Annotated in this window: 14 protein-coding genes; all 14 read left to right on the plus strand. The window is 45.7% G+C overall.

Annotated features, from left to right (window positions below):
- Positions 1-78 precede the first annotated feature (78 nt).
- Positions 79-648: a glycerol-3-phosphate responsive antiterminator gene (locus tag CHX35_RS04770; RefSeq protein ID WP_091834732.1), complete on the plus strand. Its 570-nt coding sequence runs from the start codon at positions 79-81 to the stop codon at positions 646-648.
- 38 nt (positions 649-686) lie between these two features.
- Positions 687-2321 (plus strand): glycerol-3-phosphate dehydrogenase/oxidase, encoded by a 1635-nt coding sequence (locus tag CHX35_RS04775; RefSeq protein ID WP_091834733.1) that lies wholly within the window; start codon positions 687-689, stop codon positions 2319-2321.
- A 214-nt stretch (positions 2322-2535) separates the two neighbouring features.
- Positions 2536-3930, plus strand: a complete 1395-nt coding sequence (gene bcaP / locus CHX35_RS04780) for a branched-chain amino acid transporter BcaP (protein ID WP_091834734.1) — start codon at positions 2536-2538, stop codon at positions 3928-3930.
- Between the two features lie 171 nt (positions 3931-4101).
- Positions 4102-4740, plus strand: coding sequence for a VC0807 family protein (locus tag CHX35_RS04785; protein ID WP_091834735.1), 639 nt, complete (start codon positions 4102-4104; stop codon positions 4738-4740).
- 111 nt (positions 4741-4851) lie between these two features.
- Positions 4852-5742: a YicC/YloC family endoribonuclease gene (locus CHX35_RS04790; protein WP_091834736.1), complete on the plus strand. Its 891-nt coding sequence runs from the start codon at positions 4852-4854 to the stop codon at positions 5740-5742.
- A 115-nt stretch (positions 5743-5857) separates the two neighbouring features.
- Entirely contained in the window at positions 5858-6124 is a 267-nt protein-coding gene (remA, locus tag CHX35_RS04795; RefSeq protein WP_091834737.1) for an extracellular matrix/biofilm regulator RemA, read from the plus strand.
- A 12-nt stretch (positions 6125-6136) separates the two neighbouring features.
- On the plus strand, positions 6137-6760 hold the full coding sequence (gene gmk / locus CHX35_RS04800) for a guanylate kinase (RefSeq protein WP_176391891.1): 624 nt from the start codon (positions 6137-6139) through the stop codon (positions 6758-6760).
- A gap of 1 nt (position 6761) precedes the next feature.
- Entirely contained in the window at positions 6762-6977 is a 216-nt protein-coding gene (gene rpoZ / locus CHX35_RS04805; RefSeq protein WP_091834746.1) for a DNA-directed RNA polymerase subunit omega, read from the plus strand.
- A 37-nt stretch (positions 6978-7014) separates the two neighbouring features.
- Positions 7015-8229: a bifunctional phosphopantothenoylcysteine decarboxylase/phosphopantothenate--cysteine ligase CoaBC gene (coaBC, locus tag CHX35_RS04810; protein ID WP_091834747.1), complete on the plus strand. Its 1215-nt coding sequence runs from the start codon at positions 7015-7017 to the stop codon at positions 8227-8229.
- Positions 8216-10657: a primosomal protein N' gene (gene priA, locus CHX35_RS04815; RefSeq protein WP_091834748.1), complete on the plus strand. Its 2442-nt coding sequence runs from the start codon at positions 8216-8218 to the stop codon at positions 10655-10657. The genes coaBC and priA overlap by 14 nt, the downstream gene beginning before the upstream one ends.
- A gap of 52 nt (positions 10658-10709) precedes the next feature.
- Positions 10710-11180 carry a peptide deformylase gene (gene def, locus CHX35_RS04820; RefSeq protein ID WP_091834754.1) on the plus strand — a complete coding sequence of 157 codons (471 nt, stop codon included), beginning with the start codon at positions 10710-10712 and terminating at the stop codon, positions 11178-11180.
- Positions 11181-11185: 5 nt separating this feature from the next.
- Complete coding sequence (fmt, locus tag CHX35_RS04825; RefSeq protein WP_091834757.1) at positions 11186-12130, plus strand: methionyl-tRNA formyltransferase; 945 nt, start codon at positions 11186-11188, stop codon at positions 12128-12130.
- A complete protein-coding gene (gene rsmB, locus CHX35_RS04830) occupies positions 12130-13503 on the plus strand; it encodes a 16S rRNA (cytosine(967)-C(5))-methyltransferase RsmB (protein WP_217895865.1) in 1374 nt (457 codons plus the stop codon). The genes fmt and rsmB overlap by 1 nt, the downstream gene beginning before the upstream one ends.
- Before the next feature lie 33 nt (positions 13504-13536).
- Positions 13537-14334 (plus strand): GAF domain-containing protein, encoded by a 798-nt coding sequence (locus tag CHX35_RS04835; RefSeq protein WP_091834763.1) that lies wholly within the window; start codon positions 13537-13539, stop codon positions 14332-14334.
- Positions 14335-14453: the final 119 nt, after the last annotated feature.

The raw sequence follows: 14453 nt of genomic DNA on the forward strand, positions 1-14453 counted from the left end.
AAGAGAGTCCCTCACCCGGGTGGATAACTACCATAGGTGGGGACTCTTTTTGTATTTTTTAGGAAGGGGTCACATAATATGGGTGGTTTTAAGCAGGCGATTCAACAATGTCCAGTGATTGCTGCTGTAAGAAATGAAGAGGATTTAACGTTTTTGAAAGATGCGCCGCCAACCGTTTGTTTTCTACTATCAGGGGAGATCAATACATTAAAGCAAGCCGTGGATCAAGTGAAAAAAATGGGAAAGCTAGTCTATGTACACTTGGATCTTGCACAAGGGCTTGGCAATGACCGTGCGGCCTTGAAGTATTTGAAAAGGGAGATCCATCCTGATGGAATTCTTTCCACACGGACAAACCTGGTACGATTTGCGCGGGAGGAAGGGTTGTTTGCCATTCAGCGCCTCTTTATTCCGGATGGCATGTCAGTGGAAACTGGACAACATCTGCTTAAACAATCCAAGGCGGATGCAACCGAAGTAATGCCGGGTGTGATTCCATCCTGGGTTTTTGATGATCTACGCAAAAAGAATGAAATCCCCATTGTTGCAGGGGGGTTATTGAGGAAAAAAAGGGATGTCGAGTTGGCTCTAAAAAATGGAGCCGATGCTGTGTCAGTCAGTCGAAGAGAATTATGGTCCTATCAGTAAAGGGCGATTGAATATATGATGAAGGGAAGGGACTCATAATGCAATTTTCTGCAAAAAACCGTGCTCGGTTTTTAAAAGAGATGGAAGAAGATGATCAGTTAGATCTCTTGGTTATTGGTGGTGGGATTACCGGGGCAGGTATTGCTTGGGATGCTGCTTCTCGGGGTCTCAAAGTAGGCTTAGTTGAAAAACAGGATTATGCAGGTGGGACATCCAGTCGTTCGACGAAGCTCATCCATGGTGGTTTACGTTATCTCAAACAATTTGAGATTAATTTGGTTCGGGAAGTGGGGCAAGAACGTGCCCTATTATTTGAAAGGGCGCCTCACCTCGTCATTCCACAACCGATGATGCTACCGATTTATAATGGAGGAACATACGGTAAACTTTCTTCCTCCTTTGGATTAGCAGTATATGATCGATTGGCTGGTGTAATTAAGGAAGAGCGCCGTCGAATGCTATCAAAGGATGAGACATTACAACATGAACCCCTTCTTAAAGAGGAGGGTCTTAAGGGCTCTGGTCTTTATGTGGAGTACCGTACGGATGATGCACGCTTAACATTGGAGGTAATGAAGACCGCAGTTACCCTCGGTGCAAAGGCAGTAAATTATGCGGAGGCGGAGTCCTTTATCTATGAGGATGGTCGTGCCGTAGGAGCGCATATTAAAGACTTGATTAGCGGCGAAGGCTATAGCGTAAAAGCGAAGGAAATTGTCAATGCGGCAGGTCCGTGGGTTGATCAATTACGTGAAAAAGATGCCTCCTTATCTGGTAAACGACTACACCTTACCAAAGGGGTCCATATTGTTGTTCCGCAGGAGCGACTCCCCTTAAAACAGCCGATTTATTTTGATGTGCCAGATGGACGAATGATTTTTGCGATTCCACGAGCCGATATCACTTACATTGGTACAACCGATACCAATTATCATGGTCCAATTGGGACACCTACGATGACAACAGAGGATCGCGACTATCTATTAGAAGGGGTTAATGCTGTCTTCCCTGAAGCAAAACTGACGGCTGAAGATGTGGAATCGGGTTGGGCCGGGGTGCGTCCCTTGATTCACGAAGAAGGAAAAGACCCTTCCGAACTATCGCGAAAAGATGAGATTTTCGAATCGAAATCTGGGCTAATCACCATTGCTGGCGGGAAGTTAACTGGATTCCGTAAAATGGCTGAACGGGTCGTTGATCTCGTCTATAAGCGATTGGAGCGGGCAGGTGTGACCTCCTTTGTTCATTGTAAGACGGATCGCCTTCCAATAAGCGGTGGTGGTGAGATGGGGCCCAAAGGGTTTGAGCGTTTTAAAATCGAATGGATTCAACGCTTAATGGATAAAGGGATGGATCGTAAAAAAGCGGAGGAATTAATCTATCTGTACGGACGTCATGTCGATGAAGTATGGCAGCGTGCGAAAGAACAACCTGATAATCTAGAAGAAGCACAGGTTTCTTATGCGATAGAAGAAGAGATGGCAGTCACTCCAGCCGATTATTTGATCCGCCGCACTGGGAATCTTTACTTTAATCGAAAGCATGCCGAAAAAATGTTCCCTTCAGTCTTGGCTTGGATGGGTCAAATGCAAGAATGGGATGGTGAAACCATCGAAAAATACCGACGTGAGATGGAAGAAGAAATGGCACATACCCATCCCCAGGCTAAATAAAATGAGGGTTGATCCTTAAAAAAAACACAGACCCCAAGGGTCTGTGTTTTTTTTAAGATGTATGGGTAATATATGGGTGAGGATGGAAAAATATCTTTTGACAGAGGTTTTCCATCTAGCTACAATATAGAAAGTCTACAATTTATTCAAGCAGTGATATCTGTTTGGAATTGATTGATTATTCTTTTTCAATGGAGAGAGGAGAAGTTCCTGAATGGATTTATTTAGAAAACGTAGTATTAATGAGCTATTACAACATAGCCAAAAAGGAAATCATTTAAAACGTGATTTAGGAACTTGGGATCTCACCCTGTTGGGGATTGGAGCGATCATTGGTACAGGGATCTTTGTTTTGACAGGAGAAGGTGCTGTAACGGCAGGCCCTGGTCTAATTCTTTCCTTTGTTATCTCTGCGATTGCCTGTGGGCTTTCTGCTTTGGCATATGCCGAATTTGCTGCTCTGGTTCCGATCTCAGGATCCGCATACACGTATAGTTACGCAACATTAGGCGAGTTTATTGCCTGGATTATTGGTTGGGACTTGGTCCTTGAATACTTGTTAGCGGCCAGTACCGTATCCGTAGGCTGGTCCGGATATTTTCAAAATTTGCTTGAAGGGTTATTAGGTTGGAAACTGCCAGTAGCACTGACGGCTGCCCCAGGAGGAGAAACAGAGGGTGCACTCTTTAATCTCCCCGCTTTTTTAATTCTGATGATTATCACATTCTTACTTTCACGGGGTATTTCAGCTTCCAAACGAACCAATAACGTGATGGTTGTAATCAAAGTAAGTGTTGTGCTTCTCTTCATATTTGTAGGGATCAATTATGTGAAGCCGGAACATTGGCAGCCCTTTTTGCCTTTTGGTGCCTCCGGTGTAATGAATGCTGCAGCGATGGTTTTCTTTGCCTATATCGGCTTTGATGCAGTAGCGGCTGCGGCTGAAGAAACCAGGAACCCAGCGAAAGATTTACCAAGAGGTCTCATTCTCTCCCTCGGTATCTGTACTCTTCTGTACATTATTGTGACGGGGATTATGACTGGCATTGTTCCCTTTATGGACTTCAAAGGAGTTAATCATCCGGTATCCTTGGCCCTCCAAGTGGCCGGACAAGACTGGATGGCAGGGGTTGTTGATTTAGGAGCGATTCTTGGGATGACCACGGTGATGCTTGTGATGCTGTATGGTCAAACCCGTATCTTCTTTACCATGTCACGTGATGGATTATTGCCTCGTCGCTTTTCCTCCGTGCATCCAAAATATCAAACCCCCTTTGGTGCAACCTGGTTCCTGGGAACCATTGGTGCGTTAATTGGTGGATTGGTTCCCCTCGATAAATTGGCTGAGTTAGTAAATATCGGGACTTTGGCAGCCTTTACCCTCGTTTCCATCGGGGTGCTCATCTTACGGAAAACACAACCTAATTTAAAGCGTCCTTTCCGTACCCCCTTTGTACCGGTGGTGCCCCTTGGAGCCATTGCCTTCTGCGTCTTCTTGATGAGCAGACTGAAAGCCATTACCTGGGCGGCGTTCTTAATTTGGCTGGTGATCGGCCTCATCATTTATTTCACCTACTCCAGACGAAATAGTACACTCAATCAAGATTAAGTGATTAAAAATAGGAGGCTGTCGAGACATTCGGCAGTCTTTTTGTATGAAAGGCACTCATTATGTTGATTCAAATCTTTCTAGAACGAGCAAAAGACTTTTCATGTGATTTCTTTTAAAATGGGGATGTGACTCCAATTGGGATGGAGATAAAGAGGAGAGAGGGTTTAAATGCAACGCTCCTGGATAGGCATGGATATACTCTTTTACGTCCTATTTCCGCTAATCATTTGGTATATGGGAAGAGAATGGGTAGGCGACTATGTGAGTATGTTGCTGACTACGGTTCCTGGGATCATCTATACTACGATTCGTTTCCTTGTTACGCGTCAATTTAATGTGACCGGTATGGCATTGATGATCCTGATGATCGTAGGATCAGTGATTGACCTTTTGTCAGGAAGTGCCTTGCAAATGATGTGGAATGATGTTTGGTATGGATTGATTTTAGCGGGGTTACTCTTAGGGTCCATTCTGATAGGAAAGCCGGTTGGCTATTATTTCATGTTGGATATTTCTGCTTATTTCGGATATCAACGAGAATGGATCAAGGAAATGCTTCATCATAAAAGAGCATTTTCGTTGTTGCAATTATTGACGCTCCTTTATGGTATAAAACAAGGGAGTTCCTCTCTTGTGAAGGCTTGGATGATCGACCACTTTGGTGTTGATGGATTTAATCAAATTTTACTCGTCATGAAAGGATGGGGGTGGATGTTTTCATTGCTGATTAGCTATATCATCTACCGTCTTTTTCGACTGATCGCATCCCTCGCTGCTGAAAAACAACCGCTGACTTCGAAGTATTAAAAGGATTGCTTCCTTCCTGGAAAAGAGAAGAAAGGAATTCGGAAGGGATTCATCTGACGTCGCTTTATTCCCCAACTTGTTAGCCTGAGCTGTTTCATTTAAAATGGGTGCATGACAACAACTACTATCCGAAGCATGACAGGTTATGGACGTGGAGAGGTAACTCAACAAGGGGTTCGTATTGTTGTGGAAATTAAAACGGGTAACCACCGGTTTCAAGAGCTGGTTCTTCGTATGCCGCCGGGTTGGCTTAGTTTAGAGGATGCTGTGAAAAAAGTGGTTCAACCGGTAGTTCGTCGTGGCCGTGGGGATATCTTTGTGCATGTGGAGGGCATGGAACAACTTCCTCGAACCTTTTCGATAGACTGGGGGCTTGTTGATTCGATTGTCCAGTCCACTACCGAATTAAACCAACGGTATGGGATCGCAACGACTTTATCGGCGACGGAATTACTTCAGCTACCTGAGGTGTTAAAGGTTGAGGAGGCACGGTTCGAAGTACAATCCTTACAAGCGCCTTTGTTGGAGGCGGTACAGTCAGCTTGTGAGCAACTTTCCATGATGCGCAGACGAGAAGGGGAGGCGCTCTATCATGATTTGCTTGAGCGTTCTAAGTTACTTCAACAGTATTGTGAAGCAATCCAAGAACATGTCCCCAAAGTGGTTCTAGCTTATCAAAATCGATTGGAAAAGCGAATGAGTGAATGGCTAGATCATGAAGGTTGGATGGACCGAATTCGAGGAGAAGCCGTTCTTTTTGCCGATAAAGTCGATATTGAAGAGGAACTTACACGCCTTCACTCACATCTTGATCAAGTGTATCGTGCTTTAATCGACTCAAAGGAACCAGTAGGAAGACGACTTGACTTTTTATTGCAAGAAATGAACCGTGAGGTTAACACAATTGGTTCCAAGGCAAATGACGCTCAAATAGGGGCTTTTGTCGTTGAATGTAAGAGCGAAATGGAAAAAATGCGAGAACAAGTGCAAAATATCGAGTAAAGAGGTTATAATGAGATGAATATGGTTCTTCTACCCGAAATACAGGTCAAGGAGCATATTCATTAAAAGATAGACATCTCTTACTAGCACCCATGCAACGAGGGGGTACTCCCGGTTGAGTATTAAGCTGATTAATATTGGTTTTGGTAACATTGTGTCTGCAAATCGGATTATATCCATTGTGAGTCCTGATTCTGCACCAATCAAGCGGATTATTACAGAGGCGAGAGACCGAGGCGTTTTAATCGATGCCACCTATGGACGGCGCACGCGCGCAGTGATTATCACAGACTCCGATCACGTTATCCTTTCTGCTGTGCAACCGGAGACGGTGGCACATCGACTTGCAAGCAAAGATCATGCAGAGGAAATGGTAGACTAGAAGGGGAGCATGATGGGCATTCATTCAAAGAGAAAAGGATTATTGATTGTACTTTCTGGGCCTTCGGGTGCAGGAAAGGGCACCGTTTGTAGTGCCCTTCGCACTTTTGCTCCAGAGTTGGTCTACTCCGTGTCGGCAACCACCCGCAAACCGAGAGAAGGAGAAGTGGATGGGGTCAATTATTTTTTCAAATCTCGGCAAGAGTTTGAGGGGATGATTGAAGAAGACCAGCTTTTGGAGTGGGCTCAGTACGTAAACAATTACTATGGCACTCCCCGGGAATTTGTGGAGGAGCAACTGGAGCAAGGAAAAGATGTCCTGCTAGAGATTGAGGTGCAGGGAGCAAAACAAGTGAAAAAACGTTTTCCGGAGGGAGTCTTTATTTTCCTCCTCCCCCCTTCTTTAAAGGAATTGGCTTCTCGAATTCGAGGGCGAGGTACGGAGACGGAGGAAGTCGTTCGCCACCGGATGTCGGCTGCCGAGCAAGAACTAGGAGAAGTGGAATATTACGATTATGTGGTAGTTAATGATCGTGTTGAGGACGCCTGTGATCGCGTACGCTCGATATTAACTGCTGAGCATTGTCGGCGGGATCGTTTTATCAATGATCAACCTGATTGGTTGGAGGGAATGTAAAATGCTATATCCATCGATTGACAAGTTAATGGACAAAGCCGATAGTAAATACACCTTAGTTATCCTCGCTGCAAAGCGAGCCCGTGATTTACTAGAAGGCGCGGAAAGTAATCTACCTGATCTGCATTCCAGTAAAAATGTAGGTGTCGCATTGGAAGAGATCGTGGCAGAAATCTTGGTACCACCAGAGTCCAACGCGAAAAAGATAACAACCTGAAGGGGTTGTTATTTTTTTCGGAGAGGAGAAGAGCCATATGAAGGGGAAGCGAATTGTAGTGGGAGTGAGTGGTGGGATTGCTGTCTTTAAGGCAGCAGGGTTGGTTAGTAAACTGACTCAGGCTGGGGCAGAAGTACGAGTCATTTTAACGGAGTCGGCCAGTCGCTTTGTGACTCCACTTACCTTCCAAACGTTATCTCGTCATCAGGTATCCATGGACACCTTTGATGAACAAGATCCCGAGAAGGTTACCCATATCGATTTAGCTGATCATGCTGATCTTTTTTTAATTGCCCCGGCGACTGCCAATGTGTTAGCCAAGGCGGCCCATGGTATCGGTGATGATATGTTAACGACAACCTTATTGGCGACACAAGCACCCATTATGGTCGCGCCAGCGATGAATGTTCATATGTATGAAAACCCCATTGTACAAGAGAATATGTGTAAATTGGATCGCTTTGGGTGGCATTTTATCGAACCAGGATCTGGGCAATTAGCTTGTGGTTATGTGGGGCGTGGGCGATTGGAAGAACCTGAAACAATTGTACAAGTCGTCGCGGACTTCTTTGCAGCACAGGATCAGCAAAGAGTGCTAGCAGGGAAAAGGGTTCTTGTGACAGCAGGGCCGACCCGTGAAGCAATCGATCCCGTGCGCTATATCAGCAATCGCTCATCTGGAAAGATGGGATATGCAGTCGCGGAAGCTGCAATGGAGGCAGGGGCATCTGTTAAACTGATCAGTGGCCCCACCTTCCTCGATGCTCCTTCAGGGGTCGAACGGATTAATGTAACAAGTGCAAAGGAAATGTACGATGCGGTGATGGCGGATTTAGAAGATGCGGATATCATTGTGAAGTCGGCCGCGGTGGCTGATTATCAGCCTATAAATATAGCGAAGCAAAAAATAAAAAAAAGTGGCGATGAGATGACCCTTCACTTGGTAAAGACCCCTGACATTGCGATGGAGGTGGGTCGACGAAAGAAGGGACAATTTTTTGTTGGCTTTGCTGCAGAAACAGAGAATGTAGAAGAACACGCACAGAGTAAGCTAGCACGTAAAGGAATGGATTTGATCGTTGCCAATGATGTATCGCAACGGGGTGCCGGTTTTGATGGCGATACGAATGCGGTAAAAGTATTTGATCGTTACGGTGAAGTGCTTCAGCTTCCCCTTGTCTCAAAAAAAGAGGTAGCCAAGCAACTCATCGCTTTAATTGCGAAACGATGGAGTCAGGATGAAAGAAACTAGAAGGATCGCAGCTGTCTATGTTGATGTAGCCGCTCAAGGGACTGATCGTGTATTCGACTACCTTATACCCGAAGAAATGATTGAGGAAGTAGCGATCGGGAGCCGTGTACAGGTTCCCTTTGGTCCCCGTAAATTATTAGGGTATGTCGCGGGTTTCCCTACGATAACGAATGCGAAGCGATTAAAATCCATTCTTCACGTGATGGATTTAACGCCTCCATTAACCCCAGAACTAGTGGGGTTAGCTGAATGGATTGCGCAGACATGGCTGTGTCCAGTGATCAGTGTGTTACATGGAATGGTGCCGGCGGTATTAAAGGGACGTTACCGGCGTATGATTTTTCTACCTAATGGTGCATCAAAACAGGTGAAAGAGCTTGTTGATGAAGGTGAAGAGCGTTTATATGCTTACTTACAAGAGAAGGTTGAGATTACAGAAGAAGAAGCATTGACCATTCCTGGCGTTACGCGCACTTTACTGCGGATGTTGATTGAAGAGGGGCGAATCCAATCGGATATTCGAATTGGAGACCGGATTACAAGGAAAACACGGACATGGGTGATACCGTTAGTCGCAGAGGATGCATTAATGGCTGCGGTAGAAACGCTTCCTCCTCAAGCATCGCGGCAGAAGGATGTTTTGACGTTTATACAAACCCATCCAGAAGGAATCCCTTTGCAGACCCTTTTGTCGCAGCTACAAGTTTCCCGCTCAGCAATTGATCGATTAGTGGAGAAGGAATTATTAAAGCGAGAGGAACGTGAAGAGTATCGTGATCCTTACGCTCATCGCTCCTTTGCGCCATCCACCCCTTGGAAACTTACCGATGAACAACAGTGTGCCTTTGACGCGATCGTAACCCCTATGAAAGCGAAACGATATCATTCGATCTTACTCCATGGAGTCACCGGAAGTGGGAAGACTGAGATCTACCTACAAGCCATTACTGAAACCCTCAACATGGGGAGACAGGCGATTGTTCTTGTACCAGAGATCTCCCTTACCCCGCAAATGGTCGAACGATTTAAAGGGCGTTTTGGCGATCGGGTTGCTGTATTGCATAGTGGATTATCCCAGGGAGAACGGTTTGATGAGTGGCGCAGAATTCGTGCAGGAGAAGTTGAAGTTGCGATTGGAGCACGGTCGGCAATCTTTGCTCCCTTTGTGAATATTGGGCTCATTATTATTGATGAGGAACATGAAACTTCCTATAAGCAGGAGGAGACACCACGCTATCATGCCCGAGAAGTGGCAAACTATCGGTGTCATACTCACCAGGCTGTATTAGTCATGGGTACAGCGACCCCTTCTGTGGAAACCTACTATGGAGCGCGTACTGGAAAATACGAGTGGATCACCATGAATGAACGTGTTCAGGGTCGTCCCTTTCCGCCAATGGATGTGGTCGATATGCGACAGGAGCTTAGAGGGGGGAATCGCTCTATTTTTAGTCATCCCCTTAAAGAGGCTCTCGTTCAGTGTGTTGATCGTGGAGAACAGGCTGTTCTGTTTCTAAACCGTCGAGGTCACTCAACGTTTGTGCTATGTCGGGAATGCGGAAAGACCGTAGACTGCCCTCATTGTGATATTTCCTTGACCTATCATCGAACGAATGGAACGTTGCGTTGTCATTATTGTGGTTATACCGAGCACGTACCTAAGGAATGTCCTTCATGTACCAGCACGCACATTCGATATTTTGGTACTGGAACACAACGGGTGGAAGAGGAGTTAGCCCGGGTGTTACCAGGGATGCGGACCATTCGAATGGACGTGGATACAGTTAGCCGAAAAGGAGCTCATGAACGACTTCTTCATGCCTTTGGAGAAGGGAAGGCGGATGTTTTACTAGGTACACAGATGATTGCAAAGGGACTTGATTTTCCCAAGGTCACATTGGTTGGTGTGATTGCGGCAGATACGATGTTGCATCTACCGGACTATCGATCGGCGGAGCGTACGTTTCAACTATTGACCCAGGTAAGTGGTCGGGCAGGGCGACACGATGCGCCAGGGAGAGTGGTTGTACAAACCTATACACCCGAGCATTATAGTATTAAAATGGCTTCACGGTATGAAGGTGAACCCTTTTATCGGCAAGAATGCCTTTTGCGAAAGCAGCATCGCTACCCTCCATTTTGTGAAGTTTTTCAAATTCGAATGAGTCATCCTGATCGCGCATCATTGATGGAGTTGGCCCATCAAGTGGTGAGGGATATTCGACCGTTGCTACCAGAGAAAGCTGAACTTTTGGGGCCAGTACCTGCACCGATCCCCCGGATAAAGGACCGTTATCGGGTTCAAATGTTAATCAAAGTAACTGGGCAAATTGATGGGAAAAGCAAGTGGATGCAAACATTACGAAATTTGCGTACGGCGTATGCGGATAACCATTTGCGAATCGGTGTGGATCGTGAAGGTTTTTAAAGCGATTTATAGATAAAAGGTTGTTGTTAGAACATTGCAGGAGGGGATACGAATGGCGATCCGAAAAATCGTAAAAGTACCAGACCCAATTCTAAAAGAAAAAGCAAGCGAAGTGACTAAATTTAACGCGCGACTTCACAAATTGTTAGATGATATGGCCGAAACAATGTATGATGCACCTGGGGTAGGTCTTGCAGCACCGCAAGTGGGTATTTCAAAACGTGTAATCGTGCTTGATGATGGAGAAGGACTGATTGAAGCGATTAATCCCGTGTTGTCCAATCAGACAGGCGAGCAAATTGAGCCGCCGGAAGGATGCCTAAGTATCCCCAATTTGTTGGGAACAGTCCGTCGTGCTGAGCGAGTGCGGGTCAAGGCGCAAGATCGACATGGGAAACCGTTTGAAAAGGAAGTGGATGGTTACCTTGCCCGAATCTTTCAACACGAAGTGGATCATTTAGAGGGTGTTCTGTTTACTGATATTGCTGATCGAGTGTTTGATCCACGGGATGAAGGGGAGTGATTCCAATGGATCAGATACGAATCGTGTTCATGGGCACACCTGACTTTGCTGTTCCTTCCCTCGAGGGACTGATGAAGGCAGGGGGGAATGTGGTGGCTGTAGTTACTCAGCCCGATCGTCCTCGTGGACGAAAAAGAGAGCTTACACCTTCTCCAGTGAAACGTGCGGCGGAGCAATGGAATCTTCCTGTGTTACAACCGGAAAAGTTAAGGGAACCGGATGCCTTAGCTGAATTACTTGCATATAAGCCTGATTTGATTGTGACAGCCGCTTATGGTCAACTCTTGCCAAAAGCGTTATTAGATGTACCGCGCTTAGGGTGCATCAATGTACATGCTTCGTTGTTACCGAAATATCGGGGAGGAGCACCGATTCACCATGCGTTAATTAATGGAGAGAAGGAAACTGGCATTACCATTATGTATATGGTAGAAGCATTGGATGCAGGGGATATTCTTAGTCAAGAACGCATGGTCATTGATGAATCGGATGATGTGGGTACACTCCACGATAAGTTATCTCACGTGGGAGCAACTCTGTTACTCAAGACGATTCCTCAGCTTCTCTCTAATGAAATTAAGGCACGGCCTCAAGATCCACAGGAAGTCACTTATTCGCCGAATATTCGTCGAGAGGATGAGGCGATACAGTGGGAGAAAAGTGCGAAACAAATTGCGGATCAAGTGCGTGGGTTACGACCATGGCCGGTGGCATATACCCTGTGGGATGCGAAGCCGTTAAAGATCTGGCGTGCCCATGTATTAGATGAGTCCTGCACAGAATCTCCTGGCACCGTCCTCCGTTCGGGTCCTAATGGGATTGCAGTCGCAACAGGTAAAGGGGTTCTGGTCATCACGGAATTGCAGCCAGCAGGCAAAAAAGCGATGACAGCAGAACAATTGTTAAGAGGACGTTCAATTGAACGAGGCACACGTTTGGGGGATGGATGATGGGTCGTCAACAAAAAACAGCTAGAGAGGTTGCCTTAGATATCCTCATTGATACAGAAGAGCGTGGCGCATATAGCAATCTGCTTTTAAATGATCGCTTAAAAAAAAGCAAATTAACGGATACCCGTGATCGTGGATTGGTAACCGAGTTGGTGTATGGTACCATTCAGCGCCGTAATACCCTTGACTGGGTTTTAAACACCCTCGTGAAAAAAGGGGTTTCTTCCATAGAGCCATGGGTTCGTCAGTTGTTACGGATGGGGATCTATCAACTTCGTTATCTCGATCGTATCCCCTCACGAGCAGCAGTTCATGAGACAGTAGACCAAGCCAAAAGTAGAGGCCATAAGGGCATTGCTGGACTGGTCAATGGCGTTATGAGGGGCTATTTGCGTCGGGAGAGGGAGTGGGATCTCCCTTCTTCGACACAAGACATTCGGCAACTAGCACTTCTCTATTCTCATCCAGAGTGGATGGTTCGTCGTTGGGTAGAGGTATACGGTGTAGAGACTACCACCGCCCTATTAGCCGCAAACAATGAGCCACCTACCATTTCGTTACGTTTCAATCCTCTGAAGACCGACCGTCAATCGTTAATTCATTTCTTGCAAGAAGAATATCCGGAAGCTGAGGTTACTCCATCAACCATCGCTTCCCAGGGGGTTATTTTCCGTGGGGGAGGAAACCCTGCCTTACATTCTCGTTATCGTGAGGGTTGGTATTCGATTCAGGATGAGAGCTCGATGATCGTATCGGAAGTCGTTGATCCTCAGCCTGGAGAACGAGGTTTGGATGGCTGTGCTGCGCCTGGAGGTAAAACAACCCACCTTGCTGAACGGATGAAAAATGAAGGGGCAATACTTTCTTGTGATATTCATGGGCATAAGGTTGCGTTGATTCGTGAGAACCTCGATCGACTTGGACTAACGATGGTTGAGACAAAAGAAATGGATCTTCGTGAGTTGCCAGATAAGGTGGAGCACCCCTTTGATTTTGTATTACTGGATGCACCCTGTTCAGGCTTGGGAGTCATTCGAAGAAAACCCGATATTAAATGGTCCAAGGAAGTGTCAGAGATAGAGGGTTTAATTCAATTGCAGGCGGAGTTATTGGATGCAGCTGCAAATTTGGTTGCCCCGAATGGGGTGCTCGTATATAGTACCTGCACCATCGAGCCAAGAGAAAATGAAGAACAAGTTCGTGCTTTTTTGGCACGGAATGAGAGCTTTCAATTGGATGATCACATCGAAGAGAGACTATCTACACCTGTGAAGAATCAAGCGCTGATCCAAAAGGGACGGTTACAAATTCTTCCCCATCATTTTCATAGTGACGGGTTTTTCATTACTCGGATGGTACGGAAGGAAAAATGATACAACTTCAATTGAAGATGGTGATAAGTGATTATGGATGCGGCATTTATATTCAAAATCATTATTGATAAGCCGTGGTTAGCCTATACACTCCTAGGGTTTTGCATGCTTTTATCCCTTATTATTTTATGGCGAGCCAAAAACGGTGACTCTCTTTCCTTTCTTGGTCTGCATCTTCAATCGGATAAAGGACGCAATCAATTAGAAAATCGCTATACACACATGCGAGAAGAAAGTAAACAAAAATCCTATGTGATACAATCCCTGACGACTCTTGCTGCTGAGATTGGAGAGTTAATCGCGCTATACGATCAAAAGATCGATTCCACACACTTAGAAAATCAACGGCGACATATTTATACCTTCCTTCTATCGTGTGTGGTTGCCGTAATGGCAGGTAAAAAAGCGAATAATCCCAAAGTATGTATATTTATTGATGCAGGAGAAGGCAACTTACGTGTGCATGAGGCGGCAACGCATAGCCCAAGTGGTATGAGAAAACTTCGGCTTTCAATTGCAGACTCTGCAGCGGGTTATACATATCATACGGGAGAGATTTTTTTCTCTGGGCAAATCCATACTCCTGGTAGTCGTTTTCGGGTTCATCCAAAGGCGCAAACCATGTATAATTCCTTGATTTGTGTTCCGATCAAATTAGGAGAGAAGGTCCTTGGAGTCCTTAGTGTAACGGGTGATGAAGAACGATCCTATACAGAGGGGGAGAAAGAAATCCTCAATGCATTTGCGAGTGTCGTTTCTCCATTGCTCGCCAGAGAGCTACAATATAAACCCACCTTTGCTTTTCCATCAAAGGAGTCTTTCTCCACCTAATCGATCAACATGGGCATGTGCTGATGAATTTATCCCCATCATTTTCATTTCTCCTAAGTGAATGTAGGGTTCATGATCATGGTACGGTCACCCAGAAGAGGGTGGCTTTTTTGTTGTTC

This window comes from Marininema halotolerans (assembly GCF_900116235.1).
Lineage (GTDB): Bacteria > Bacillota > Bacilli > Thermoactinomycetales > DSM-45169 > Marininema > Marininema halotolerans.

What these genes read in the sequence shown, in the direction of transcription:
- CHX35_RS04770 (WP_091834732.1), top strand. Translation starts at nt 79, where the DNA reads ATGGGTGGTTTTAAGCAGGCGATTCAACAATGTCCAGTGATTGCTGCT.
- CHX35_RS04775 (WP_091834733.1), top strand. Translation starts at nt 687, where the DNA reads ATGCAATTTTCTGCAAAAAACCGTGCTCGGTTTTTAAAAGAGATGGAA.
- bcaP (WP_091834734.1), top strand. Translation starts at nt 2,536, where the DNA reads ATGGATTTATTTAGAAAACGTAGTATTAATGAGCTATTACAACATAGC.
- CHX35_RS04785 (WP_091834735.1), top strand. Translation starts at nt 4,102, where the DNA reads ATGCAACGCTCCTGGATAGGCATGGATATACTCTTTTACGTCCTATTT.
- CHX35_RS04790 (WP_091834736.1), top strand. Translation starts at nt 4,852, where the DNA reads ATGACAACAACTACTATCCGAAGCATGACAGGTTATGGACGTGGAGAG.
- gmk (WP_176391891.1), top strand. Translation starts at nt 6,137, where the DNA reads ATGGGCATTCATTCAAAGAGAAAAGGATTATTGATTGTACTTTCTGGG.
- rpoZ (WP_091834746.1), top strand. Translation starts at nt 6,762, where the DNA reads ATGCTATATCCATCGATTGACAAGTTAATGGACAAAGCCGATAGTAAA.
- coaBC (WP_091834747.1), top strand. Translation starts at nt 7,015, where the DNA reads ATGAAGGGGAAGCGAATTGTAGTGGGAGTGAGTGGTGGGATTGCTGTC.
- priA (WP_091834748.1), top strand. Translation starts at nt 8,216, where the DNA reads ATGAAAGAAACTAGAAGGATCGCAGCTGTCTATGTTGATGTAGCCGCT.
- def (WP_091834754.1), top strand. Translation starts at nt 10,710, where the DNA reads ATGGCGATCCGAAAAATCGTAAAAGTACCAGACCCAATTCTAAAAGAA.
- fmt (WP_091834757.1), top strand. Translation starts at nt 11,186, where the DNA reads ATGGATCAGATACGAATCGTGTTCATGGGCACACCTGACTTTGCTGTT.
- rsmB (WP_217895865.1), top strand. Translation starts at nt 12,130, where the DNA reads ATGGGTCGTCAACAAAAAACAGCTAGAGAGGTTGCCTTAGATATCCTC.
- CHX35_RS04835 (WP_091834763.1), top strand. Translation starts at nt 13,537, where the DNA reads ATGGATGCGGCATTTATATTCAAAATCATTATTGATAAGCCGTGGTTA.